The sequence below is a fragment of the Nakamurella deserti genome (assembly GCF_003260015.1).
GTDB lineage: Bacteria > Actinomycetota > Actinomycetes > Mycobacteriales > Nakamurellaceae > Nakamurella > Nakamurella deserti.
On the sequence record NZ_QCXS01000002.1, the window covers coordinates 435,548 to 460,205 of the forward strand.

A 24,658-nucleotide genomic window follows, 5' to 3' on the forward strand; every position below is an offset into this window, starting at 1 on the left:
GCGGCCCGCGGCGCTGCCGCGACCGGCCCGGTGGAAGGCCGCCCTGGCCCTGGTCGTCGCCGCGGCGGTGCACCTGTACGCGCAGGCCGGGATGATGCTCGGCGTCCCCGGGTGGACGGCCGGCACCTTCCGCGACTACTACGTGCCCGACCAGCTGGCCTACCTGGCCATCGCCACCGACTGGTCGGCCGGCACCACCGCGTCGCTGGAGCCGTTCACCGAGACCGGGTCGATCTACTACCCGCGGCTGTATTACCAGTTCCTCGGCACCGTGGCCCGGCTGACCGGCAGCACCGCCGCCACCGCGTGGACCGTCGTCGGGCTGACCGTACAGGTGCTGCTGGTCGTGGCCATCGGGCTGACCGCGGTGCTGCTGACCCGTCGCTGGTGGGCGGGCCTCCTCGGGTTCGTGCCGTTCGTCGTGGGGACGCTGGCGAACCTGCGGTACGGCGGCGACACCTGGTTCTGGCAGCAGGGTGCGCACGCGGTGCTGTGGGGACCGTTCGCGTCCGTGTTCACCCTCAACGGCGACAACACGGCGATGGCGCTGGGCACGATGGCGGTGCTGGCGCTGATCCTGGTGGCCGCCGGCCGGATCCGCGGCCGGGCCGCGGTCACGGTGGCCGTCGCGGCGTGCGTGGTCGTCGGCGGGCTGTCGGCGGTGCAGACGTACTCGTTCCTGATCGTCTCCTACGCCATCGCCGCCGCCGGCGCCGCCTGGGGTCTGTGGCACCACCCCCGCCGCCGGCCGTGGCTCGTCGCCACCGCGGCGCTGCTGGTGCTGCTGTTCGCGGCGGGTGACGTCGTGCTGCCGGTCACCGGTCCGTTGGTGCTGCTGGTGCTCGCGATGACCCCGGCGCTGCCGGGTCTGTTCCTGCTGTGGCGGCAGGTCGGCCGGACGGTGCTGTTCGCCGTCCTCGGGTACGGGCTGGCCGCCGCGCCGCAGGTCGTGCTCACGCTGGCCGGCATCCTCGGCGGTGACGCGTTCCTGAGCTTCCGCACCGGCAACGCCAACGACCTGTCCGTGCGTCCGCTGGACGGCCTGGTCGCGGCCGGCCCGGTGCTGCTGCCGCTGGTGCTGATCCTGGTGGCGGGACTGCGCCGACGGGAACCGCTGTGGGTCGCCGTGGCCGGCGGCGGCGCGGCCGCGTGGTTCGTGGCCGCCACCAACGACCTGTGGGGCGCCGACCAGGAGCCCTACCGGATGTACCTCAATTCGTTCGCGCTGCTGGCCGCGGTCGCCGTGCCGGTGGGGTCGTGGGTGCTGGTCCGGTCGTGGTCGGGCCGGGTGCGGGGGACGCCACCCCGGCGGCGGCTGCTGGTGGCCGCGACCGTCGCCGTCGCCGGTCTGGTGGCCGCGGCGTTCCCGGACTTCCTGCTGTGGCGCAGCCACGTCACCGGGGAGGGCTACGTCGCGTTCGACACCCCGCAGCTCACCGCGGCGGTGCAGGTGCTGGAGCGGGTCGGCGACGAGGACGGCCTGGTCCTGGCCGGTCCGTGCCTGGACCCGTTGCTGCTCAAGCCCGCCTGGACGGGGCGGGTCGCGCACTTCAACCGCGGTCTGGCCTGGCCGGACACCCCGGCGCCGCTGTACGTGCTCGGCAAGGGGATCGGCGACGGCTTCCTCGACCCGCGGCTGGCCCGGGCGTCCGGGGTGCGCTGGGTGCTGACCGACACCGCCTGCGACATCGGCCTGATGCCCTCGCCGCTGACCTTCGTGGCCGCGGTCGACTACGCCGGTCCGGACGGCGCCGGGGCCGTCCGGCTGTGGAGCCTGGACGCCGCCTAGCGGGTCCGGGCGGTGGCCATCCCGGCGAGTTCGGTCAGGGCGGTGCGGGCCGGCTCGGGCACCTCGGCGATGCTCGCCAGCCCGGCCGCGAGTTCCCGGCCGATCTCGTCCTCGATGACCTCCGGGGCCCCGGACGCCGCCACCAGCGCGACCAGCCGCTGCACCCGGGCGGGATCACCCAGCCCGGCGTCGAGCTCGGCGAGGTCGGCGCCGGCCAGCCGGTCCCGGGCGGTGGCCAGCAGCAGGGTGCGTTTGCCCTCGACGAGGTCGTCGCCGGCCGGCTTGCCGGTGACCGCGCTGTCGCCGAACACCCCGAGCAGGTCGTCGCGCAGCTGGAACGCCTGACCGAGGTGCACGCCGTAGCCGCGCAGCGCCGTGACCAGTTCCGCCGACCCACCGGCCAGCGCGGCGCCGAGGTGCAGCGGCCGCTCGACGGTGTAGGCCGCCGTCTTGTAGCGGTTGACCTGTCGCGCGTCCGCGGCCGAGCCGTCCGCGGCCAGGTCGAGCAACTGCCCGGCGATGACCTCGGTCCGCATGCCCCGCCACGCCGCGAACGCCGCGGCCGGCGAGCCGAGGGCGACCGCACCGTCGGTGAACAGGTCGTCGGCCCAGGCCAACGCCAGGTCGCCGAGCAGGATGGCCGGGTTGACCCCCACGGACACGTGCACGCTGGGCTCACCGCGGCGGGTGTCGCTGTTGTCGATGATGTCGTCGTGCACCAGGGCACTGGCCTGGATCAGCTCCAGCGACGCCGCCGACGCCCACGCCGCCTGCGCCCGGGGCCCGTCCGGATCGCCGCCGGCCGCGCGCCACCCCCACCACAGGAACTGCGGCCGCAGCCGCTTCCCGCCGGTCGAGGCGAACCGCAGCAGCCGGTCGATCAGCGGCAGCAGCCGCTCGTCGACCGCGGCGACGTCGGCGCGGCGGCGCCGCAGTTCCCCGCGCAGCACGGCGTCCAGGATGTCGCCGTCGGGGAGCGCGGAGCGGGTGCTGGCGGGTCGGATCACCGTGCCACAGTAAGCTGAGCGCTCATGGAGACAGTCCGCGACCGCCTCGCCGCGGGCGGCCCCACGTTCTCCGTCGAGTTCATGCCGCCCCGGGACGACGCGGCCGAGATCCAGCTGTGGCGGACCATCCGGGAGCTGGAACCGCTGCGTCCGGCCTTCGTCTCGGTGACCTACGGCGCCGGTGGCTCCAGCCGCGACCGCACCATCCGGGTGACCGGCCGGATCGCGGCCGAGACCTCGCTGCTGCCGGTCGCGCACCTCACCGCGGTCGACCACACCGTCGCCGAGCTGCGGCACGTGATCGGCTCGTACGCCAACGTCGGGGTGCGCAACATCCTGGCCCTGCGCGGCGACCCGCCCGGCAACGTCCAGGGCGAGTGGGTGCCCACCCCGGGCGGGCTCGACTACGCCGCGGACCTCGTCCGGCTGGTGCGCTCGCTCGGCGACTTCTGCGTCGGGGTGGCCGCCTATCCCGAGATGCACCCGAAGTCCCCGGACGCCGACAGCGACACCCGCCATTACCTGGCCAAGCTGCGCGCCGGCGCCGACTTCGCCATCACCCAGATGCTGTTCACCGCCGACGACTACCTGCGGCTCCGCGACAAGGTGGCCGCGCACGACCCGGCGCTGGCGGCCGTCCCGCTGCTGCCCGGCATCATGCCGATCACCTCGTGGAAGGGCATCTTCCGGATGGCCACCCTGGCCGGCCAGCAGGTGCCGCAGGCGATCATCGACCGCTTCGAGCCGCTCTCCCACGACCCGGCCGCGGTCCGCCAGGAGGGGATCGCGTTCGCCACCGAGATCGCGCAGCGGCTGCTGCCCGAGGACGTGCCGAGCCTGCACTTCTACACCCTCAACCGCTCGCGGTCGACGCTCGCGGTGCTGGACAACCTGGGCCTGACGTCGCGCGTCGGTGTGCCGGGCTGAGTGGACGCACAGACGCTGGAACGCGCCATGGGGATCAGCGCCCTGGTCCTGCTTCTGGCTCTGGTCGCCATCCGGTTCTCCCGGAAGCTGGGACTCCCGTCGCTGCTGCTGTACCTGGGCATCGGCGTGCTGCTGGCCACCGGGCTGGGTATCCAGTTCGGCAACACGCCGGCCAGCACCCTGCTCACCGAGCAGGTCGGGCTGGGGGCGCTGGTCTTCATCCTGGCCGAGGGCGGCCTGACCACCCGGTGGAGCAACGTCCGGCCCGCGCTGGGCCTGGGCATCGCGCTGTCGACCGTCTCGGTCGTGGTGTCGATCGGGGTCGCCGGCGTCGGGGTGCACTTCCTGCTCGGACTGGACTGGCGGATGTCGTTCCTCTGGGGTGCGGTCCTGAGCTCCACCGACGCGGCCGCGGTGTTCTCGGTGCTGCGCGGCATCGGGGTGAAGTCACGTCTGGCCGCCACCCTGGAACTCGAGTCCGGCCTCAACGACGCGCCGGTGGTCATCGCGGTGCTGCTGCTGTCCGCCCCCGACCCGCTGCACTGGACCGACCCGCTGCTGGTGGTCTCCGAGCTGGGCATCGGCGCCGCGGTCGGGGCGGGGTTCGGGTTCGGCGGCGCCTGGCTGCTGCGCCGTGGTGCGCTGCCCGCGGCGGGGCTGTACCCGCTGGCCACCATCGCCGTGGTGTGCGGGGCGTACGCGGCCGGGCAGACGCTGCACGGGTCCGGCTTCCTGGCCACCTACCTCGCCGCGCTGATCCTGGGCAATTCCCGGCTGCCGCACCGGGCGGCCACGCTGTCGTTCGCCGAGGGGCTGGGCTGGCTCGCCCAGATCGGGCTGTTCGTGATGCTCGGGCTCTACGTCGACCCCGGACGGTTGCCCGGGGTGCTGCTCACCGGCATCGGCGTCGGGTTGATCGTGCTGCTGGTGGCCCGGCCGCTGTCGGTGATCGCGGCGGCGGTGCCGTTCCGGTTGCCGTGGCGGGAGCAGGCGATGCTGTCGTGGTCGGGCCTGCGCGGGGCGGTCCCCATCGTGCTGGCGATGATCCCGCTGATGCAGCGCAACGACGAGGCGTCGGTGCGGCTCGTCGACACGGTGTTCATCGTCGTGGTCATCTTCACCCTGCTGCAGGGGACCACACTGCCCTGGGTGGCCCGCCGGCTGGGCGTGCTGCAGCTCGGCGAGGCGCACGAGGTGGAGGTCGACGCGTCCCCGCTGGAGGAGATGAACGCCCAGCTGCTGCAGGTCCGGCTGCCGCCCGGGTCCCGGATGCACGGCGTCTACCTCGACCAGCTGCGGCTGCCGCCCGAGGCCACCGTCTCGCTGGTGCTGCGCGACGGCCGGTCGATGCGGCTGTCGGGGGAGCTGCGGCTGCAGGTCGGCGACCAGCTGCTCGTCGTCGTCCCGGAGAAGGTGCTCGAGGTGACCGAACGGCGGCTGCGGGCCATCGGCCGCGGCGGTGCGCTGGCCACCTGGTTCGGTGACCGCGGTGACGTCCGGTCCGGATCCCGCGACGATCCGTCCGGGGAGGCGCCGAACTCTGGGAGACTGGGCAGGTGAAATCCCGCGTGCGTCTGCTGGCGACCCTGGCCCTGACGATCATCGCGCTCGACCTGGTCACCAAGATCATCGCCGTCGCCACCCTCGACGAGACGACCCCGCCGGCCGAGCAGCCGCGGATCCTCGGCGGGCTGGTGTACTTCTCGCTGATCCGCAACCCCGGAGCGGCGTTCTCGATGGCCACCGGGATGACCTGGATCCTGGCGTTGATCGCCATCGGCGTCGTCGTCTACATCATCCGCATCGCCCCCAAGCTCAGGTCCACCTGGTGGGCGGTGTGCCTGGGGCTGGTCCTCGGCGGCGCGATCGGCAACCTGATCGACCGGATCTTCCGCTCGCCCGGCTTCCTGCAGGGCCACGTCGTGGACTACGTGTCGGTGTTCGGCCCGAACGCCGAGTACTTCCCGGTGTTCAACGTGGCCGACTCGGCGATCACCGTCGGCGGCATCCTGCTGGTCTTCACCGCACTCGTGCTGGGGATCGATCTGGACGGCACCCGCTCCAGGGACACTTCGAAGAACAAGGATGCCGATGTCTGACCTGCGTTCCCTGCCCGTCCCCGACGGACTGGCCGGTGAGCGGGTCGACGCGGCGCTGGCCCGGCTGCTCGGGTTGTCCCGGACCGTCGTCGCCGGCCTGGTGGACGCCGGGGACGTGCTGGTCGACGGCACCACCGTGCCCAATTCGCACCGCCTCGTCGCCGGCTCCTGGCTGGAGATCACGCTGCCCAGCCCCAAGCCGGTCTCCACGATGGCGGCCGCCGACGTCTCCGGACTCACCGTGCTGCACGAGGACGACGACATCGTCGTCATCGACAAGCCCGTCGGGGTCGCCGCGCACGCCTCGCCCGGCTGGGACGGCGCCACCGTCACCGGGGTGCTGGCCGCCCGCGGCATCCGGCTCGCCGACTCCGGCGCCGCCGAGCGGCAGGGCATCGTGCACCGCCTCGACGTCGGCACCACCGGCGCGATGGTGGTGGCCAAGAGCGAACGGGCGTACCGGACCCTCAAGGCCGCGTTCAAGGAGCGCACCGTCGACAAGATCTACCACGCGATCTGTCAGGGCCACCCGGACCCGTCGACCGGCACCATCGACGCACCCATCGGCCGGCACCCCAAGTCGGACTGGAAGTTCGCGGTCGTCGCGGGCGGCAAGGACTCCGTCACCCACTACGACACCCTCGAGGCGTTCCCGTCGGCGACCCTGCTGGAGATCCACCTGGAGACCGGCCGCACCCACCAGATCCGGGTGCACATGTCGGCCCTGCGGCACCCGCTGGTGGGCGATCTGACCTACGGTGCGGACCCGACGATCGCCACCCGGCTCGGCCTGAGCCGGCAGTGGCTGCACGCGTTCGCGCTCGGTTTCACCCATCCCGGGAGTGGCGAGCACGTGCAGTTCGACGCGCCCTACCCGGCCGACCTGCAGCATGCCCTGACTGTCCTGGCGACTCCGTAAGGTCGTAGGAATGGCTGTCACGGACTCCTTCGTCCACCTGCACGTGCACACCGAGTACTCGATGCTCGACGGTGCGGCCCGACTCACCCAGTTGTTCCAGCGCGCCAACGATTTCGGCATGCCCGCGATGGCGATGACCGACCACGGCAACGTCTTCGGCGCCTACGACTTCTACCGTCAGGCCACCGCCGCGGGGGTGAAACCCATCATCGGCATGGAGGCCTACCTCACGCCGAACACCTCGCGGTTCGAGCGCAAGCGGGTGCGGTGGGCGTCCGGCGGCGAGGACGACGTCTCCGGCGGTGGCGCGTTCACCCATATGACGTTGCTGTCGACGTCGCGGCAGGGCATGCACAACCTGTTCCGGCTGGCCTCACGGTCGTCGCTGGAGGGCTTCTTCTACAAGCCGCGCGCCGACCGGGAGCTGCTCGCCGAGTACGCCAAGGACCTGATCGGCACCACCGGCTGCGCGTCGGGGGAGATCCAGACCTGGCTGCGGATCGGTGACTACGCCCGGGCCCGGGAGGTCGCCTCGGAGTTCCGCGACATCTTCGGCGAGGGCAACTTCTACGTGGAGCTGATGGACCACGGCCTGGGCATCGAGACGCGGGTGATGCCGGACCTGCTGCGGCTGGCCAAGGACCTGAACCTGCCGATGGTCGCCACCAACGACCTGCACTACACCGACGCCGCCGACGCCGACACCCACGAGGCGCTGCTGTGCGTCCAGTCCGGCAAGACGCTCGACGACCCCAACCGGTTCAAGTTCGACGCCCGCGACTTCTACGTCAAGTCCCCGCGGGAGATGCGTGACCTGTGGGAGGGGCGCTACCAGCTCCGCGAGGCCTGCGACAACACGCTGCTGATCGCCGAGCGGTGCTCCACGGCGTTCGACACCGACTCGTCCTACATGCCCAGGTTCCCGCTGCCGGACGGCGAGACCGAGAAGTCGTGGTTCGAGAAGGAGGTCCAGAAGGGGCTGAACTTCCGGTTCCCGGCGGGCATCCCCGAGGAGGTGCAGACCCAGGCCAACTACGAGGTCGGGGTCATCCTGGGGATGAACTTCCCCGGCTACTTCCTCGTCGTCGCCGACTTCATCAACTGGGCCAAGAACAACGGCATCCGCGTCGGCCCCGGTCGTGGCTCCGGTGCGGGCTCGATGGTCGCCTACGCGATGCGCATCACCGACCTCAACCCGCTGCAGCACGGCCTGATCTTCGAGCGGTTCCTCAACCCGGACCGCGTCTCGATGCCCGACTTCGACATCGACTTCGACGAGCGGCGACGAGGTGACGTCATCCGCTACGTCACCGAGAAGTACGGCGACGACCGGGTCGCCCAGATCGTCACCTACGGCACCATCAAGGCCAAGCAGGCCGTCAAGGATTCCGCCCGGGTGCTGGGGATGCCGTTCTCCGTCGGCGACCGGATCACCAAGGTGATGCCGCCGCCGGTGATGGGCAAGGACGTGCCGCTGGCCAAGCTGTTCGACCCCGCCCACGACCGCTACTCCGAGGGTGGCGAGTTCCGGGCGCTGGTGCAGACCGACGCGGAGGTCGCCCGGGTCGTCGACATGGCCAAGGGCCTCGAGGGCCTGAAGCGGCAGTGGGGGGTGCACGCGGCCGGCGTCATCATGTCGTCGGACCCGCTGCTGGACCTGATCCCGATCATGAAGCGGGAGCAGGACGGGGCGATCATCACCCAGTTCGACTACCCGACGTGCGAGACGCTCGGCCTGATCAAGATGGACTTCCTGGGGCTGCGCAACCTCACCGTCCTGGACGACGCGCTGCGCAACATTCAGGCCAACCGCGGCGAGACCGTGGTGCTCGAGGACCTCGAACTCACCGACCAGACCACCTTCGACCTGCTCGCCCGCGGCGACACCCTCGGGGTGTTCCAGCTCGACGGCGGGCCCATGCGGGCGCTGCTGCGGTCCATGCGCCCCGACAACTTCGAGGACATCTCCGCGGTCGGCGCGCTCTACCGGCCGGGCCCGATGGGCGCCAACTCGCACAACGAGTACGCCGACCGCAAGAACGCCCGCAAGCCGGTCATCCCCATCCACCCCGAGCTCGAGGAGCCGCTCGCGGACATCCTCGGCGACACCTACGGCCTGATCGTCTACCAGGAGCAGGTGATGGCCATCGCGCAGAAGGTGGCCGGCTACTCGCTGGGCCAGGCCGACCTGCTGCGCCGCGCGATGGGCAAGAAGAAGAAGTCCGAGCTGGACAAGCAGTTCGAGGGGTTCTCCGCGGGCATGGCCGAGCGCGGCTACTCCGCCGCCGCGGTCAAGACGCTGTGGGACATCCTGCTGCCGTTCTCCGACTACGCCTTCAACAAGGCGCACTCGGCCGCGTACGGGCTCGTCTCGTACTGGACGGCCTACCTCAAGGCGAACTACACGCCGGAGTACATGGCCGCGCTGCTCACCTCGGTGGGCGACGACAAGGACAAGATGGCCATCTATCTGGCCGAGTGCCGGGCCCGCGGCATCAAGGTGCTGCCGCCGGACGTCAACTCCTCCGAGCGGGACTTCTCGCCGGTCGGCACCGACATCCGGTTCGGTCTCGGTGCGGTCCGCAACGTCGGCACCGGTGTGGTCGCCTCGCTGACCGCCACCCGCCGGGAGAAGGGGGCGTTCACCGACTTCAGCGACTTCCTGGCCAAGGTGGACGCGGTGGTCTGCGGCAAGAAGGTCGTGGAGTCGCTGATCAAGGCGGGGGCGTTCGACTCGCTGGGGCATCCGCGCAAGGGCCTGCTGATGATCCACGTCGAGGCCGTCGACTCGGTGATGAACGTCAAGAAGGCCGAGGCGGCGGGGCAGTTCGACCTGTTCGGCGAGATGAGCGTCGAGGACACCGGCGACGCCTTCCGCATCACCATCCCCGACACCGAGTGGGACACCAAGCTGCGGCTGGGCTTCGAGCGGGAGATGCTCGGGCTCTACGTCTCCGGGCACCCGCTGGCCGGCGTCGAGCACATCCTCGCCTCGCACACCGACGCCTCGATCACCGACATTTTGGACGGCACCGTGCCCGACCGGGGGACCGTGACCGTCGGCGGCATCCTCACCAACTTCGCCAAGCGGGTGACCAAGAAGGGCGACGTGTGGGCGTCGGCGGCGCTGGAGGACCTGGCCGGCGGGGTGGAGGTGCTGTTCTTCCCCAAGGTCTACTCCGAGAACGCCATGCAGCTCGCCGAGGACGCGATCGTGCTGGTCAAGGGGCAGGTGTCGCGGTCGGACGAGCGGTTGTCGTTCCGGGCGACCTCGGTGGTCACCCCCGACCTGACCACCGCCGACAACCGCGGGCCGCTGCGGGTGAAGCTGAACCCGGGGCGGGTCACCGAGCCGGTGATCGACCGGTTCCGCGACATCCTGAAGGAACACCCGGGCACCACGAGCGTGCAGATCCGGCTGCAGTGCCAGATGGAGGAGCAGCTGTGGGGCCTGCCCGATCACCTGCGGGTGACGTTGACCTCGGCGTTGATGGGCGATCTGAAGGCGCTGCTGGGGGCGGACTGCATGGCATGACCGGCTTCCTGCGGGCGTCCGGGGCCGTGGTGCTGGCCGCCGCCGTGCTGGCCGTCGTCCAGGGCTGGCTGTGGTCGGCCGTCGCGCCGGGCGTGCAGTACCAGGTCTTCTCCAACCAGACCTGGGCGCCGCTGCCGACCGAGACACAGCACGTCTTCTTCGGGTTCGGCATCTTCGCGGTCACCGGACTGGCCGTCGGCGTGCTGCTGGGGCTGCTGGGCTGGTCGTTCACCGGGCAGCGCGGACCCGCGATGATCCTCGTGGTGGGTGGCGCGGCGTTCCTCGGGGCCCTGGCGGCCGGCGCGCTCGGTGACCTGCTGGTCTCCGGCACCGACCCCGCGTCGGTCGCGGCGACCCTCGGCGCGCAGCGGATCGTCACCGCGCCCGCCGTGCTCACCGGGTGGGCCGGGTACCTGGCCGCCCCCACCGCCGCTGTGATCGTCTACACCTTCCTCGTCTCCTGGAACGGACTGCCGAATCTGGGTCGCGGGCGCCCCTAGGCTTACCTGCGTGACTGTCGGACCCCGCCCTGTTCTGCGCCGCATCGATCTGCGCTCCGGCCTGCCCGCCACCAGCGCGCTGCGGACGGTGATGCCGCGCGCCTCGGTCGACGTCGGGACGGCCACCGCGACCGTGGCCACGCTGGTCGAGGCGGTGCGTGACCACGGATCGGTGGCGGTGCTGGACGCGACCGAGCGGTTCGACGGGGTGCGTCCGGCGTCGCTGCGGGTGCCGGCCGCGGTGCTGACGGCGTCGCTGGAGTCCGCCGACCCGCGGGTCGTCGCGGCCCTGCGCGAGTCGATCACCCGGGCCCGGCTCGGGCACGCCGCGCAGGTGCCCACCGGATCGCGCACCGACATCGCCCCCGGCGGTGTCGTCGAGCAGCGCTGGGTACCGGTGTCGCGGGTCGGGCTGTACGTGCCGGGCGGGCTCGCGCTGTACCCGTCGAGCGTGGTGATGAACGTGGTGCCGGCGCAGGTCGCCGGGGTCGCCGGGATCGCCGTCACCTCGCCCGCCCAGAAGACCAACGACGGCTGGCCGGACCCGAACGTGCTGGCGGCGTGTGCGCTGCTGGGCGTCGACGAGGTGTACGCCGCCGGCGGCGCCCAGGGGGTCGCGCTGCTCGCGTACGGCGCGGTCGACACCGACGGCACGGTGATCGAGCCGGTCGACGTGATCACCGGGCCGGGCAACGTCTACGTCACCGCGGCGAAGCGGCTGGTCCGCGGGCTGGTCGCGATCGACTCCGAAGCCGGTCCGACCGAGATCGCCGTGATCGCCGACGCCTCCGCGTCGCCGGCGCACGTGGCCGCCGACCTCATCTCGCAGGCCGAGCACGACCCGTTGGCCGCCGCCGTGCTGATCACCACCTCGGAGTGGCTGGCCGACGCCGTCGACGCCGAGATCGCCCGCCGGGTGCCGGGCACCCGGCACGCCGACCGGGTCACGGTGGCGCTGTCGGGGGAGCAGTCCGGGGTCGTGCTCGTGTCGTCCGTCGACGACGCCGTCGCGGTCAGTGACGCCTACGCCGCCGAGCACCTGGAGATCCAGACCGTCGACGCCGCCGCGGTCGCCGCGCGGGTCCGGCACGCCGGCGCGGTGTTCGTCGGTCCGTGGTCGCCGGTGTCGCTGGGCGACTACTGCGCCGGTTCCAACCACGTGCTGCCGACCTCCGGTATCGCCCGCTTCACCGCGGGCCTGAACGTGCTGACGTTCCTGAAGTCGATGCAGGTCATCACCTACGACGAGACGGCGTTGAAGGCCGTCTCGGAGGACGTGCTGGTGCTGTCGGCGGCGGAGAACCTGCCGGCGCACGGCGAGGCCGTGTCCGCCCGCTTCGAGCAGCGGTTCAGCGCGTGATCGGCGCCGGAGTGACCCTCGCCGACCTGCCGCTGCGCGCGGACCTGGTCGGACAGACCCCCTACGGCGCGCCGCAGCTCACCACCCCGGTGCAGATCAACGTCAACGAGAACCCCTACGCGCCCACCCAGGCGCTCCTCGACGACCTCACCGCCTCGGTGGCCGCGGCTGCGGCGGACCTCAACCGCTACCCCGACCGGGACGCCGTCGCGCTGCGTACCGACCTCGCGGCCTACCTGACCTCGGCGACCGGGGTGCCGCTGGAGGTCGCAAACGTGTGGGCGGCCAACGGCTCCAACGAGATCCTGCAGCAGATCCTGCAGGCGTTCGGCGGGCCGGGGCGGCGCGCGCTCGGGTTCACCCCGTCGTACTCGATGCACCCGATCATCTCGTCGGGGACGCAGACCGACTGGGTCGAGACGCCGCGGCTGGCCGACTTCAGCGTCGATGTCCCGGCCGCGGTGGCGGTCATCGACGAGCTGCAGCCGGATGTCGTCTTCGTGACCAGCCCCAACAACCCGACCGGGGCGTCACTGCCGCTGGACGCGGTGCGGCGGATCGTCGCCGCGTCGCCCGGGGTGGTGATCGTCGACGAGGCCTACGCCGAGTTCTCCCGGCAGCCCAGCGCCATCCACCTCATCGACGAGTTCCCGGGCCGGGTGCTGGTCGTGCGGACGATGAGCAAGGCGTTCGCCTTCGCCGGCGGGCGGCTCGGTTACCTGGCCGCCGCGCCCGCCATGGTGGACGCGTTGCTGCTGGTCCGGCTGCCGTACCACCTCTCGGTGATCACCCAGGCCGCCGCCCGGGCCGCGCTGCGGCACGCCGACGACACCCTCGCCTCGGTGGAGTTCCTGATCTCCGAGCGGCTCCGGGTGGTCGCCGCGCTGGAAGCGCTCGGTCACACGGTCGTGGAGTCCGACGCGAACTTCGTGCTGTTCGGCGTCTTCGCGGACGCGGCCGCCGCCTGGCAGCGGTACCTGGACCGCGGCGTGCTGATCCGCGACCTGAAGATTCCCGGCTACCTGCGGGCCTCCATCGGCACCGCGGCCGACAACGACGCGTTCCTGCGCGCCAGTGAGGAGATCGACCGTGGGTAGGACGGCCCGGATCGAACGCACGACCAGCGAGTCCTCGGTGCTCGTCGAGCTGGACCTGGACGGCACCGGCGTCGTCGACATCTCCACCGGGGTGCGCTTCTACGACCACATGCTCACCGCGTTCGGCGTGCACGGGTCGTTCGACCTGAAAGTCGTCGCCAACGGCGACACCGACATCGACGCGCACCACACCGTCGAGGACACCGCCATCGTGCTCGGGCAGGCGTTCCGGCAGGCGCTGGGCGACAAGAAGGGCATCCGCCGCTTCGGCGACTGCTTCATCCCGATGGACGAGACCCTGGCGCACGCGGCCGTGGACGTGTCCGGCCGGCCGTTCAGCGTCCACACCGGGGAGCCGGAGGCGATCCTCGGGTTCACCGTCGGCAACAACTACCCGGTGGTGCTCAACCGGCACGTCTTCGACTCGCTGGCCTTCCACGCGCAGATCGCGCTGCACGTGCGGGTGCTCTACGGCCGCGATCCGCACCACATCAGCGAGGCGCAGTACAAGGCGATCGCGCGTGCGCTGCGCGAGGCGTGCGAGCCCGATCCGCGGGTGACGGGCATTCCGTCGACCAAGGGCGTGTTGTGACCTGGCAGCCGGTGCTGCTGCTGGGTTTCGCCGGGCTGCTGCTCGGCGGGGTGATCTCGACCTGGAAGAACGACGCGAAGGTCGTGTCGGCGGTGTTGGCGGTCTTCACCGTGGCGCTGACCGTGGGAGGTGTGCTGTGGGTGCTCGGCGAGTAGTGGTGCTGGACTACGGGTCCGGCAATCTGGCGTCCGCGTCGCGGGCGCTGGAGCGGGTCGGCGCGGACGTCGAGGTGACCGCCGACCTGGACGCGGCGCTGAACGCCGACGGTCTGGTGGTGCCCGGGGTCGGCGCGTACGCCGCGTGCATGACCGGGATCAACGAGGTCCGTGGGGGTCGGGCGATCGGTCGGCGGCTGGCCGGCGGGCGGCCGGTGCTGGGCATCTGCGTCGGGATGCAGGTGCTGTTCGAGCGGGGCGTCGAGCACGGCGAGGAGACCGACGGCCTCGGCGAGTGGCCGGGCACCGTGGAGCGCCTGCAGGCGCCGATCATCCCGCACATGGGCTGGAACACCGTGACGCCGGGGGAGGGCTCGGTGCTCTTCGACGGGATCGACCCCGACACCCGCTTCTACTTCGTGCACTCCTACGGGGTGCGGAACTGGGAGCTCGAGGTGCACGAACCGTTCGTCGCACCGGCCGTGACGTGGTCCGAGCACGGTGGCGACCGCTTCGTCGCGGCCGTGGAGAACGGCCCGTTGTCGGCGACGCAGTTCCATCCGGAGAAGTCCGGGGATGCCGGTGCCGAGGTGCTGTCGCGCTGGCTCGGAGTGTTGTAGCGTCGAACGCATGTTCGACAACGACTCCGCCGACTTCCCCGATTGGCCGGAGTTCGAGGGGTCCCCGCCGGTGGGGTCCCGCACCTCCGCGGTGGCCCGGGTGGTGGCGGTGCAGCCCGAGGCGCGGTCGGCGTCCCGGCCGGCGGCGGTCCGGGCCCCGGCCGACCGCCTGCAGGTCGTCGCCGAGCTGCGCCGCCGGTTGGCCGACACCGCGCCGCCGCCCGCGGCGCCACCGTCCGACCGCGACGCGGTGCCGGTCCTCGGTGCCGGTGGTCCGGCCGGGCTGGTGGGGAGTGTGGTCGGGCCGTTGCCCGGCGGGGTGGTGCCGATGCTGTCGCCGCTGGACACCCTGCTGCCGGAGGGTGGGCTCCCGCGCGGGTCGGTGGTCAGCCTGCAGCCGGAGGACGGTGCGACCGGCCTGACCAGTCTGCTGTTCACGCTGCTCGCCGGGCCGTCGAAACCGTGGTCGGCGCTGGTCGGCTTCGGCGACCTCGGACTGGCGGCCGCCGCCGAGCTGGGGGTCGACCTCACCCGGCTGGTGCTGGTGCCCGACCCGGGCGTCGATGTGCTGCAGATCCTGTCGGTGCTCATCGACGGGGTCGACGTGATCGCCGTGTCGGTGCCGAAGGGCCCGATCGGGTCGCCGTCACGGCAGCGGGTGCTCGCCGGTCGACTGCGGCAGCGCGGCGCGGTGCTGCTCGCGGTGGGGCCGTGGCCGGGGGCCGATCTGTCGCTGACGGTGGCCACGGCGGGTTGGCGGGGGCTGGGGGCGGGCCACGGCCGGCTGCGCGACCGCGAACTGGTGGTGCGGTTGACCGGTCGGCGCCGGGGCGGTCAGGTGCCCGAGGTGCGGATGCTGCTGGCCGGATCCCGGCTGGACGACCGGGTGCTGGTGCAGGCCGCGCCGGTCGCGGCCGAGCGGCGTGCGACGGGCACCGGGACCTATCTGCCGGTGGCCGACGCGGGGTAGTCGGTGTCGGTGTTGATGCCGGTGCCGGTGTCGGTGCCGGCTCGATGGTCGAGGTCTGCGCGGATCCGCCGCAGGCAGTCGTCCAACGTCCCGAGCACCAGGGTCGCCGGTACCGCGATCATCAGGTTCACCGGCGCCCCGAAGTCCTCCACGTGCATCCCCGCCGGGTCCAGCCGGGTGCCGTCGGTGCCGGTCGACACGGGCCCGTGGTGCGCGGCGACCCGTTCCGGCATGGTCGGCGGCCCTTCGGTGTAGGCGTAGAGCGCCTTGCCCTTCGCGTAGCCGTAGCCGAGCTCGAAGCAGGTGCCGGAGTCGGGTTCCGGGCCGCGGAACGCGTTGACGTTGGCCGCGACGATGTCGCAGCGGTCGATCAACAGCACGTCCCGGCGGAAGATCTCCGTCGCGAACTCCGCCGGGGTCAGTCCGGTGGGGTCGACGGCGATGTCGGACGGAAACAGGCCCTGGAGTCCGTGCGCGGTGCAGCGCTGCTTCATGACTGCCGCACGGGCGGCGGCGTCCGGATAGAAGACGTCGAAGCCGGCCAGGTACACCGTGGGGGTCATCAGGCTCCTCGGACGTCGGATCGGGACCGGGTGCGGTCCGTGTGCATTTTCCGGTCAGCTCGGGGGTGTCGTGTCACCGGGTGGTGGGTGTCGTCGGGTCCCGCCCCGGCTCGTGGTGGGTCGTGGACTCGCTCGGGTGGACTCGCTCCGATGGACTCCGTCGGGTGGATTCCGTCGGGTGGATTCCGTGAGGTGAATTCCGTCGGGTGGGGTCCGTCGGACACGGTGGACGGGCCCTGGTGTTTCCGCGGAAACATCGTGCCCGTCGCCGGACGACGTGGGCAAGCCTGCCCCCGCCATTGTTTGCTGGAATGGCAAGGATGTTTGCCATCGCGTCATCATCCGGAGCATGCTCGACGCTGACCCGACGTGTCGGCGTCGGACGAAGCGGGAGACGCGATGGACCACGAATTCGATCGGCACTACTGGCAGAACCACTGGCGGGAGCGGGAGGGCGGTGCCGATCCCGCGTCCGGGGTCCGTCCGGCCGTCCGGGACCTCCCGCCGAACCCGCACCTGGTCGGTGAGATCAGCGGTCTGCGGCCCGGATCGGCCCTCGACGCCGGATGCGGCGAGGGGGCGGAGGCGATCTGGCTCGCCGGGCAGGGCTGGCGGGTCACCGGGGCCGACATCTCGGCGGAAGCCCTCGCCCGGGCCGAACGGCGCGCCGCGGCAGCGGGGTCACCGGGGGTGGTGCGATGGCTGGAGGCGGACCTGAGCGTCTGGACACCGGAGGCGCCGTTCGATCTCGTCACCACCCACTACGCCCACGCGACGATCCCGCAACCGGAGCTGTACCGCCGTCTCGCCGGCTGGGTCGCACCCGGCGGCACGTTGTTCATCGTCGGCCACCTGCGCGACGGTGGAGGAGACGGGCACGGCGGCCGGGGGCACGGCGTCTCCGGCTCCGGTGGTCACGACGGGCACGGTCCTGACCGTCCTGGTGTGCATGTTCACGGGGAGCGAGGGGGTGGCGGCGGGCAGGGTGGCACGCACGTGCACGGCGACGCGCACCGGGGTGGCCACGACCCCGGCCGAGCTGCCGGCCACGGTCAGGACGATCGCGGTCACGGGGTGCCGGGGCGGCGGCCGGTCGGCGGGGCGGTGCCGGAACCGCCGCCGGTGGAAGCGACGGTGACCGCGGCCGGTACCGCGGCGATCCTGGACCCGCAGCAGTGGCGCATCGACACCGCCGACGAGCGGACCCGTTCCGTTCCCGACGGTGCGGGCGGCACGCGCGAGCTGCGTGACGTCGTCGTCCGAGCGACCCGTCAGGGCTGATCCGCGTCTCGGGGGTTGGTTCCCCGCCGTCACCGGGAGCTCCGGCGGGTACGCGTGCTCCCGTCATGGCCCGGTGCTCCCGAGCCGCCGACGGGTCGCTCGGTGCCTGACGTCCGGTACTGCACCCGGTGCCGGCGTTCGGGGAGGAGGGCAGGACCAGGGCGAGCTCGACATCGAGCTGAAAGCCGCCCTGAGCAGAGCGGGAAGACGTAGCTGCTGCTGGAGCGGTGTCGAGGTGTCGAGGTCGGACGTCGGAGCGCGGGGGGGGCGCGAGACCGCCCTCCGGGGTGCACCGACCGGACACGGTGGTTGTCCGGTGTTTCCGCGGAAACGCGGCACCGGGCTGGTGGCGATGCCCGGGGTCGCACCGAGCGACCCGGCCGGCCCCGGCCGGGAGACACGGCGTGATGTCGTGCGGTCGCCACCGGGTCGTGACATCCGCCGGACCGGGTCGTGACATCCGCGGACCGGTCGTGACACCCGCGGATCCGGTCGCGACACCCGCGGATCCGGTCGCGACACCCGCAGGACCCGGGTTGCGACAGCCGCCGGACCTGGTGGTGACACCCGCGGACCGGGTCGTGACATCCGCGGACGGGGTCGTCACAGCCGCCGGACCGGGTCGCGACACCCGCAGGCACCGCGCTCACCCCCGTGCGCCGGGACGAAGATGCACCGGGCCGAGGTGGTCGGTTCGGGCGGTGATCCTGCCCGGCTGATCGACGGACGGGTCACTGTCGGACCCCTGCTCTAGAATCGAACTCACGTTCGAACGAGCTGCAGGGAGGTCCGGATGCTCGACCTGAGGCATCACCAGGGTGTCACGGGGTCACCCCCGGGTCCATCGCCCGATCCGGTTCCCGGCCTGCCGCCGCCACCGGGATCACCCGTCGAAGCCGCGTCGGCACTGGGGAAGGTGCCGGACGGCGAACTGAAGGAGCAGATCTGCTCCCTGGCGGCCCGGCTCGCCGCGGCCACCCACACCTGGCTGACGATGGTCGCCGAGTTCGACCGACGTTCGGCCTGGTCGGGGACGGGCATCACCTCCTGCGCGCACTGGCTGGCGTGGTCCTGCTCGATGTCCCCTGCGACGGCACGGGAGCACGTCCGGGTCGCCCGGGCGCTGACGGCGTTGCCGCTGGTGTCGGACATGTTCGCGGCCGGCTCCCTGTCCTACTCGAAGGTGCGTGCACTCACCCGCATCGCCGCCGACACCGACGAGCCGACGCTGGTCCGGCTGGCCCTGGCCGAGTCCGCCTCCCAGCTCGAACGCACCGTGCGCGGGCACCGTCGGGCCACCGGTGCCGGTCTCGCCCAGCAGCGGCGGCGACGGGCCCGGATGTACTGGGACGAGAACGGGATGCTGGTGGTGTCCGCCCGGCTGACCGCCGAGGAGGGAGCGGTCCTGATGGCCGCCGTCGCGGCGGCCCGGTCCACGGCCGACGCCCCGAACTCTCCCGACGACCGGCTCCGTGAGGACCGGGAGGCCGACCGCCTCGACATCGACTACCGCGCACTGTCCACCGCCGACGCCCTCGTCGTGATGGCCCGCACCGCGTTGCACGCCGAACCGTCCGACGACTCCGGGGAGGACCGCCATCTCGTGGTGCTCCACGTCGACGCCGACCGGCTGCCGACCCCCGACCCGGCGGCGCCGGAGCCGGCGGCGGTCGTCCGGCGGATCGAGAACGGCCCGGGGGTCGACCGGCCCACCAGCGAACGGATCGGCTGCGACGCGATGGTCGCCGCCGTCGTGCAGGACACGGTCACCGGCACGCTGTCGGCCGGCCGTCGCACCCGCAGGATCGGTGCCGCGCTCCGACGGGCCCTGCTGGTCCGCGACGCCGGATGCCGGTTCCCCGGCTGCCATCGCCGCACCCACCTCGAGGCGCACCACATCGTGCACTGGTACCACGGCGGCCCCACCGACCCCGACAACCTGGTGCTGCTGTGCCGGTTCCACCACATGGCGCTACACGAGGCCGGCTTCCGGCTGGTCGTCACCGACACCACCGGCGCCCCGCTGACCCTGCAGTTCAGCACCCCCGACGGGTCGCCCGTGGCCGCAGCGCCGGCTCTGGACCCGGGCCCCACCACCGACCTCGATCAACACCTCCACCGGCAACTCGACCCGGGTGGCATCGGTCCCCGTCAGTACGGCGAACGGTTCTCCCTGGCCGACGCCGTGGGGGTGCTCAGCGCATGACCAGGTCCCTCGTCGTGTGGTGTCCGGACTGGCCGGTCGTCACCGCACTCAAGGCCGCCGGCCGACCCACCTCCGTGCCGGCCGCGGTCTTCGTCGCCAACCGGGTCACCTCGTCCACGGCCGCCGCCCGGCGTGAAGGCGTCATCGTCGGGATGCGCCGCCGGGAGGCGCAGTCCCGCTGCCCCGGACTGCTCGTCCTGAAGGCCGATCCCGAGCGTGACGCCCGGGACTTCGAGCCGATCGCCGCCGTCGTCGAAGAGCTCGCGCCGGGACTGGAGATCCTCCGGCCCGGCCTGCTCGGGTGCCCGGCCCGCGGCCCGGCGCGTTACTTCCGCAGCGAGGGGCGGGCCGCCGAGACGATCGTCGACGCCGTCGAAGCGCTGGACGTGGAGTGCCGGATCGGCGTCGCCGACTCCCTCGAGGTCGCCGTGCTGGCGTCCCGGCTGTCGACGATCGTGCCGCCGGGGGAGTCCGCGACCTTCTGCGCCCCGCTGCCCATCGCCATGCTCGCCGCCGAGGCGTCGATGGCCGCCGACGGGCGGTCCGACACCGTCGACCTCCTGCAGCGGCTCGGCATCACCACCTTCGCCGACTTCGCCGCCCTGCCCGACACCAAGGTGGCGACCCGGTTCGGCCCCGACGCGGTCGCCGCCCACCGGTTGTCCCGCGGGCTCGGCGAGCGCCCGGTGTCCCGCCGGGAGATCCCCGCCGACCTCACCGTCGAGCAGGTGTGCGACCCGCCGTTGGACCGGGTCGACACCGCGGCCTTCGCCGCCCGGTCGCTGGCCGAACGGTTCCACCAACGCCTCGCCGACGCGGGACTCGCCTGCACCCGGCTGATGATCAGCGCCCGCACCGAGCTGGACCGCGACCTGACCCGGACGTGGCGGTGTGCGGCACCCCTCACCCCGGCGGCCACCGCGGACCGGTTGCGGTGGCAGCTGGACGGCTGGTTGACCGCGTCCCGTACCGGTGCCGACGGCCCCGGTGCGATCACCCTGCTCCGTCTCGAACCCGTCGAGGCGGTGGGGGCAGGTCTCATCCAGTACGGACTGTGGGGCTCGGAGGGGGAGTCCGACCAACGGGCCGGCTGGGCCCTCGCCCGCATCCAGGGACTGCTCGGCCCGGCCGCCGTCCTCTCCCCGGCGCCGGCCGGCGGTCGTAGCCCCGATCAACGGATCGCCCTCATCCCGTGGGGGCAGGAGCAGTCCGTTCCCCGGGATCCGACGGCACCCTGGCCCGGGCGGCTGCCCGCGCCGTCGCCGACCCGGTTGCTGCGCGCCGCCCAGGGGGTGGTCGCCCTCCGGGACGACCGCGGCCACGACGTCACCCTCACCGACCGCGGCCGGTTCAGCACCGACCCCCGATGGTGCGTCACCGACGGCGGGCGGACCCGGGTGCTCGGATGGGCCGGGCCGTGGATGCTGGACGAGCAGTGGTGGGAGCGCCCCGGCGCCGGCCCGGCGCCGGCCACCGACGACCCCGGTGCACTCTTCCCCGTGTCCGCGACCGCCCCCGTGTCCCGGGCCGTGGACGTCGCCCCGCCCCGGCGGGCCCGGGTCCAGCTCGAACTCGCCGACGGCGCCCCGGTGCTGCTCGGTTACCTGGCCGGCGGCTGGGCCATCGAAGGGGTGTACGACTGATGGGCTGGTACAACCCGCCGGTGCCGTGGTCGGAGCTGGAGCGGGCCCTGTCCGGCCGCAAACCGGCACCGGCCGTCGTCCGCGAGCTGCACCGCCAGGGACGGCCGCTGGCGAGCCGGGCCGCCGACGCGCCCGAGCCGGTGGAGCCGCCCCCGCCGCCCGGCCCCGAACACGTCCCGTTCGCGGAGCTGCACTGCCACTCCGCGTTCAGTTTCCTCGACGGCTCGTCCACCCCGGACGAGCTGGTCGCCGAGGCGGTCCGGCTCGGCCTGGACGCACTCGCGGTGACCGACCACGACGGCTTCTACGGGGTGGTCCGGTTCGCCGAGGCCGCCGCCGACGCCGGGCTGGCCACCATCTACGGCGCCGAGCTGTCGCTGGACCTGCCCGAGCCGCAGATGGGCATCCCCGACCCGGTCGGCACCCACCTGCTGGTGCTGGCCCGCGGTCAGGAGGGCTACTCGCGGCTGTCCCGGGAGATCACCCACGCCCAGCTGGCCGGACGCACCAAGGGCCGGCCCGTCTACGACCTCGACCGGCTCGCGGCCGCCGCCGGTGGGCACTGGATCGTGCTCACCGGCTGCCGCAAGGGAGCCGTCCGGCAGGCGCTGCGCCGGCACGGGCCGGACGCCGCCGGCGCCGCCCTCGACGACCTGGTGCGACGGTTCGGGCCCGGGAACGTCCTGGTCGAACTGACCTGTCACCAGGTGCCCACCGACGACGAGGACAACGACGTCCTCGCCGCCCTCGCCGACAGCCGCGGCCTGCCGGTGGTGGCGACCACCGGTGCGCACTACGCCGCTCCCGACGGCGGTCGGCTCGCCGCGGCGATGGCCGCCGTGCGGGCCCGCCGCAGCCTGGCCGACGCCGATCCGTACCTGCCCGCCGGCCCGGCCGCCCACCTCCGGTCGGGGGCGGAGATGGCGGAGCTGTTCGACCGGTACCCGACCGCGGTGGCCACCGCCGCCCGGATCGGCCGGGAGTGTGCGTTCGACCTCACCCTGGTCGCCCCGCAGCTGCCCCCGTTCGACGTGCCCGACGGTCACGACGAGAACAGCTGGCTGCGCGAACTCACGCTCCGCGGTGCGGCCCGCCGCTACGGCGCCCCGGGCGACAACCCCCGCGCCTACGAGCAGATCGAGAAAGAGCTGCGGATCATCTCCGACCTCGACTTCCCCGGTTACTTCCTCATCGTCGACGACCTGGTGCGGTTCTGCCGCGACAACGACATCCTCTGCCAGGGGCGGGGTTCCGCGGCGAACTCGGCGGTCTGCTTCGCCCTGGGCATCACCGCGGTCGACGCCGTCCGCTACGACCTGCTCTTCGAACGGTTCCTGGCCCCCGAGCGCGACGGCCCCCCGGACATCGACATCGACATCGAGTCCGATCAGCGGGAGCTGGTCATCCAGTACGTCTACACCAAGTACGGCCGCGACTGCGCCGCCCAGGTCGCCAACGTCAACACCTACCGACCGCGGATGGCGGTGCGCGACGTGGCCAAGGCGCTGGGCTACTCGCCCGGTCAGCAGGACGCCTACTCCAAGCAGGTCGACGGTTGGGTGCCGCTGAGCCATCAGGAGGAGAAGGGCAGCGGCGACCCCTCGCAGATCCCGCTGGAGATCATGGAGCTGGCGTTGCAGATCCAGGACCTGCCCCGGCATCTGTCCATCCACTCCGGCGGCATGGTGATCTGCGACCGCCCGGTGTCGGAGGTGTGTCCGGTCGAGTGGGCGCGGATGGCCGAGCGGTCGGTCCTGCAGTGGGACAAGGACGACTGCGCCGCCATCGGACTGGTCAAGTTCGACCTGCTCGGGCTGGGCATGCTGTCGGCGCTGCACTACGCCGTCGACATGATCGCCGAGCACGAGGATCTCGAGGTCGACTTCGCCTCCCTGGATCTCGAGGAGGCCGCCGTCTACGAGATGCTGCAGCGGGCCGACTCGGTCGGTGTCTTCCAGGTCGAGTCCCGCGCCCAGATGGCCACCCTGCCGCGGCTCAAACCCGGCAACTTCTACGACCTCGTCGTCGAGGTGGCGCTGATCCGGCCCGGTCCCATCCAGGGCAACTCCGTGCACCCCTACATCCGGCGCCGCAACCAGCAGGAACCGATCGCCTACGACCATCCGGTGATGATCCCGGCGCTGCGCAAGACGCTCGGCATCCCGGTGTTCCAGGAGCAGCTGATGCAGCTGGCCATCGACGTCGCCGGGTTCGACGCGGGGGAGGCCGACCAGCTCCGCCGGGCGATGGGTTCCAAGCGGTCCACCGCCAAGATGCAACGGATGCGGGCCCGGCTCTACGACGGCATGCGCGATCTGCACGGCATCGACGGTGAGGTCGCCGACCGGATCTTCGAGCGGCTGCTGGCGTTCGCCAACTTCGGCTTCGCCGAGTCGCACGCCCTGTCGTTCGCCGCGCTGGTCTTCTACTCGTCCTGGCTCAAGCTGCACCATCCCGCAGCGTTCTGCGCCGCGCTGCTGCGGGCCCAGCCGATGGGTTTCTACTCGCCGCAGTCGCTCGTCGCCGACGCCCGCCGGCACGGCGTCACCGTGCACCGCCCGGACGTCAACTTCTCCCGCGCCCAGTCCGACCTGGAACGCGTCCCGGGCGCCGGCCCGGCGGTCCGGCTGGGACTCGATCAGGTCCGGGGCATCGGCACCGAGCTCGCCGAGGAGATCGTCGCCGCCCGGGACGCCCGTCCCGAGGGCCGGTTCGCCTCCCTGGACCAGTTGACCCGCGCGGTCACCATGACCAGCGCCCACGCCGAGGCCCTGGCCACCGCCGGTGCGCTGGACAGCCTGACCACCGCCGATCCCGGGGCCGCCGGCCGGGTCGACCGACGGGCCGCCCTGTGGGGGGCCGGTGCCGCCGCCGGCAACCGGGCCGGCACCCTCCCCGACAGCCTGGTCGGGATGGACGCCCCAGCACTGCCCGGGATGAGCGAGATCGAGCTGACCGTCGCCGACATCTGGGCCACCGGCATCTCACCCGACAGCTACCCGACGGAGTTCTCCCGGGAACAGCTCGACCGCTACGGCGCTCTGACGGCCGCCCAGTTGATGCCCGTCCCGCACGGCACCCGGGTGCTCGTGGCCGGCATGGTCACCCACCGCCAACGGCCGGCGACGGCGTCCGGGGTCATCTTCATCAACCTGGAGGACGAGAGCGGGATGCTCAACGTCATCTGCTCGGTCGGACTGTGGAAGCGGTACCGCACCGTCGCCCGCGGCGCCGGGGCGCTGCTCGTCCGGGGCGTCGTGGAGCGCGACGGCGGCGCGATCTCCATCGTCGCCGACCGGATCGCCGCCCTGCAACTGCCCGCGCACACGCCTTCGCGGGACTTCCGGTGATCGCGGCCGGGACCCGGTGCCGGCCCGGTTGGTTAGGGTCAGGGC

19 protein-coding genes are annotated in these 24,658 nt (G+C 72.5%); 17 read left to right on the top strand and 2 right to left on the bottom strand.

All coding sequences use genetic code 11. From position 1 onward, the window contains the following. Window positions 1-67 precede the first annotated feature (67 nt). A complete protein-coding gene (locus tag DB033_RS02185; protein ID WP_111765257.1) occupies window positions 68-1,789 on the top strand; it encodes a hypothetical protein in 1,722 nt (573 codons plus the stop codon). Here the strand turns inward: DB033_RS02185 and DB033_RS02190 are convergent. Continuing rightward, window positions 1,786-2,796, bottom strand: coding sequence for a polyprenyl synthetase family protein (locus DB033_RS02190; RefSeq protein ID WP_111765258.1), 1,011 nt, complete (start codon window positions 2,794-2,796; stop codon window positions 1,786-1,788). The two genes, DB033_RS02185 and DB033_RS02190, sit on opposite strands and share 4 nt — an antisense overlap. Window positions 2,797-2,820: 24 nt before the next feature. Between DB033_RS02190 and metF the strand changes: the two genes are divergently transcribed. From metF to DB033_RS02245, 12 genes are all read left to right on the top strand, one after another. Beyond that, window positions 2,821-3,723: a methylenetetrahydrofolate reductase [NAD(P)H] gene (gene metF / locus DB033_RS02195; protein WP_111765259.1), complete on the top strand. Its 903-nt coding sequence runs from the start codon at window positions 2,821-2,823 to the stop codon at window positions 3,721-3,723. A 27-nt stretch (window positions 3,724-3,750) separates the two neighbouring features. After that, the gene (locus DB033_RS02200) at window positions 3,751-5,283 is read left to right on the top strand and encodes a potassium/proton antiporter (protein WP_111767168.1); all 1,533 of its coding nucleotides are present in this window, start codon (window positions 3,751-3,753) and stop codon (window positions 5,281-5,283) included. Then, window positions 5,280-5,822 carry a signal peptidase II gene (gene lspA, locus DB033_RS02205; RefSeq protein WP_240615692.1) on the top strand — a complete coding sequence of 181 codons (543 nt, stop codon included), beginning with the start codon at window positions 5,280-5,282 and terminating at the stop codon, window positions 5,820-5,822. The genes DB033_RS02200 and lspA overlap by 4 nt, the downstream gene beginning before the upstream one ends. Further along, window positions 5,815-6,741, top strand: coding sequence for an RluA family pseudouridine synthase (locus tag DB033_RS02210; RefSeq protein ID WP_111765261.1), 927 nt, complete (start codon window positions 5,815-5,817; stop codon window positions 6,739-6,741). The genes lspA and DB033_RS02210 overlap by 8 nt, the downstream gene beginning before the upstream one ends. Window positions 6,742-6,751: 10 nt before the next feature. Next, complete coding sequence (gene dnaE, locus DB033_RS02215) at window positions 6,752-10,276, top strand: DNA polymerase III subunit alpha (protein WP_111765262.1); 3,525 nt, start codon at window positions 6,752-6,754, stop codon at window positions 10,274-10,276. After that, window positions 10,273-10,776 (top strand): DUF2567 domain-containing protein, encoded by a 504-nt coding sequence (locus DB033_RS02220; protein ID WP_111765263.1) that lies wholly within the window; start codon window positions 10,273-10,275, stop codon window positions 10,774-10,776. Before dnaE ends, DB033_RS02220 begins: the two co-directional genes overlap by 4 nt. Window positions 10,777-10,867: 91 nt before the next feature. Next, on the top strand, window positions 10,868-12,136 hold the full coding sequence (gene hisD, locus DB033_RS02225; protein ID WP_111765264.1) for a histidinol dehydrogenase: 1,269 nt from the start codon (window positions 10,868-10,870) through the stop codon (window positions 12,134-12,136). Beyond that, window positions 12,133-13,233: a histidinol-phosphate transaminase gene (locus DB033_RS02230; RefSeq protein WP_205843612.1), complete on the top strand. Its 1,101-nt coding sequence runs from the start codon at window positions 12,133-12,135 to the stop codon at window positions 13,231-13,233. The genes hisD and DB033_RS02230 overlap by 4 nt, the downstream gene beginning before the upstream one ends. Continuing rightward, the gene (gene hisB / locus DB033_RS02235) at window positions 13,226-13,825 is read left to right on the top strand and encodes an imidazoleglycerol-phosphate dehydratase HisB (protein ID WP_111765265.1); all 600 of its coding nucleotides are present in this window, start codon (window positions 13,226-13,228) and stop codon (window positions 13,823-13,825) included. The genes DB033_RS02230 and hisB overlap by 8 nt, the downstream gene beginning before the upstream one ends. After that, on the top strand, window positions 13,822-13,980 hold the full coding sequence (locus DB033_RS20890; RefSeq protein WP_170315463.1) for a hypothetical protein: 159 nt from the start codon (window positions 13,822-13,824) through the stop codon (window positions 13,978-13,980). The genes hisB and DB033_RS20890 overlap by 4 nt, the downstream gene beginning before the upstream one ends. Further along, on the top strand, window positions 13,962-14,600 hold the full coding sequence (hisH, locus tag DB033_RS02240; protein ID WP_111765266.1) for an imidazole glycerol phosphate synthase subunit HisH: 639 nt from the start codon (window positions 13,962-13,964) through the stop codon (window positions 14,598-14,600). Before DB033_RS20890 ends, hisH begins: the two co-directional genes overlap by 19 nt. 10 nt (window positions 14,601-14,610) lie before the next feature. Next, window positions 14,611-15,570, top strand: coding sequence for a P-loop NTPase family protein (locus tag DB033_RS02245; RefSeq protein ID WP_111765267.1), 960 nt, complete (start codon window positions 14,611-14,613; stop codon window positions 15,568-15,570). Here DB033_RS02245 and DB033_RS02250 read toward each other — a convergent pair. After that, window positions 15,543-16,133: a nucleoside 2-deoxyribosyltransferase gene (locus DB033_RS02250; protein WP_111765268.1), complete on the bottom strand. Its 591-nt coding sequence runs from the start codon at window positions 16,131-16,133 to the stop codon at window positions 15,543-15,545. The two genes, DB033_RS02245 and DB033_RS02250, sit on opposite strands and share 28 nt — an antisense overlap. Window positions 16,134-16,532: 399 nt before the next feature. On the opposite strand from DB033_RS02250, the gene DB033_RS02255 reads away from it, so the two are divergent. The 4 genes from DB033_RS02255 to DB033_RS02270 all read left to right on the top strand — a co-directional run bounded on the left by DB033_RS02255 (window position 16,533) and on the right by DB033_RS02270 (window position 24,613). Continuing rightward, on the top strand, window positions 16,533-17,414 hold the full coding sequence (locus DB033_RS02255) for a class I SAM-dependent methyltransferase (protein ID WP_111765269.1): 882 nt from the start codon (window positions 16,533-16,535) through the stop codon (window positions 17,412-17,414). Window positions 17,415-18,330: 916 nt separating this feature from the next. Next, on the top strand, window positions 18,331-19,620 hold the full coding sequence (locus DB033_RS02260) for an HNH endonuclease signature motif containing protein (protein ID WP_170315464.1): 1,290 nt from the start codon (window positions 18,331-18,333) through the stop codon (window positions 19,618-19,620). Then, the gene (locus DB033_RS02265) at window positions 19,617-21,263 is read left to right on the top strand and encodes a DNA polymerase Y family protein (RefSeq protein WP_111765271.1); all 1,647 of its coding nucleotides are present in this window, start codon (window positions 19,617-19,619) and stop codon (window positions 21,261-21,263) included. Before DB033_RS02260 ends, DB033_RS02265 begins: the two co-directional genes overlap by 4 nt. Next, window positions 21,263-24,613, top strand: a complete 3,351-nt coding sequence (locus tag DB033_RS02270) for an error-prone DNA polymerase (protein ID WP_111765272.1) — start codon at window positions 21,263-21,265, stop codon at window positions 24,611-24,613. The genes DB033_RS02265 and DB033_RS02270 overlap by 1 nt, the downstream gene beginning before the upstream one ends. Window positions 24,614-24,658: the final 45 nt, after the last annotated feature.

Bases quoted from the DNA above. Each gene is read 5' to 3' on its own strand.
- metF (WP_111765259.1), top strand. From the start codon at position 2,821: ATGGAGACAGTCCGCGACCGCCTCGCCGCGGGCGGCCCCACGTTCTCC.
- DB033_RS02200 (WP_111767168.1), top strand. From the start codon at position 3,751: ATGGGGATCAGCGCCCTGGTCCTGCTTCTGGCTCTGGTCGCCATCCGG.
- DB033_RS02210 (WP_111765261.1), top strand. From the start codon at position 5,815: ATGTCTGACCTGCGTTCCCTGCCCGTCCCCGACGGACTGGCCGGTGAG.
- dnaE (WP_111765262.1), top strand. From the start codon at position 6,752: ATGGCTGTCACGGACTCCTTCGTCCACCTGCACGTGCACACCGAGTAC.
- DB033_RS02220 (WP_111765263.1), top strand. From the start codon at position 10,273: ATGACCGGCTTCCTGCGGGCGTCCGGGGCCGTGGTGCTGGCCGCCGCC.
- hisD (WP_111765264.1), top strand. From the start codon at position 10,868: ATGCCGCGCGCCTCGGTCGACGTCGGGACGGCCACCGCGACCGTGGCC.
- DB033_RS02245 (WP_111765267.1), top strand. From the start codon at position 14,611: ATGTTCGACAACGACTCCGCCGACTTCCCCGATTGGCCGGAGTTCGAG.
- DB033_RS02250 (WP_111765268.1), bottom strand. From the start codon at position 16,133: ATGACCCCCACGGTGTACCTGGCCGGCTTCGACGTCTTCTATCCGGAC.
- DB033_RS02255 (WP_111765269.1), top strand. From the start codon at position 16,533: ATGGACCACGAATTCGATCGGCACTACTGGCAGAACCACTGGCGGGAG.
- DB033_RS02265 (WP_111765271.1), top strand. From the start codon at position 19,617: ATGACCAGGTCCCTCGTCGTGTGGTGTCCGGACTGGCCGGTCGTCACC.
- DB033_RS02270 (WP_111765272.1), top strand. From the start codon at position 21,263: ATGGGCTGGTACAACCCGCCGGTGCCGTGGTCGGAGCTGGAGCGGGCC.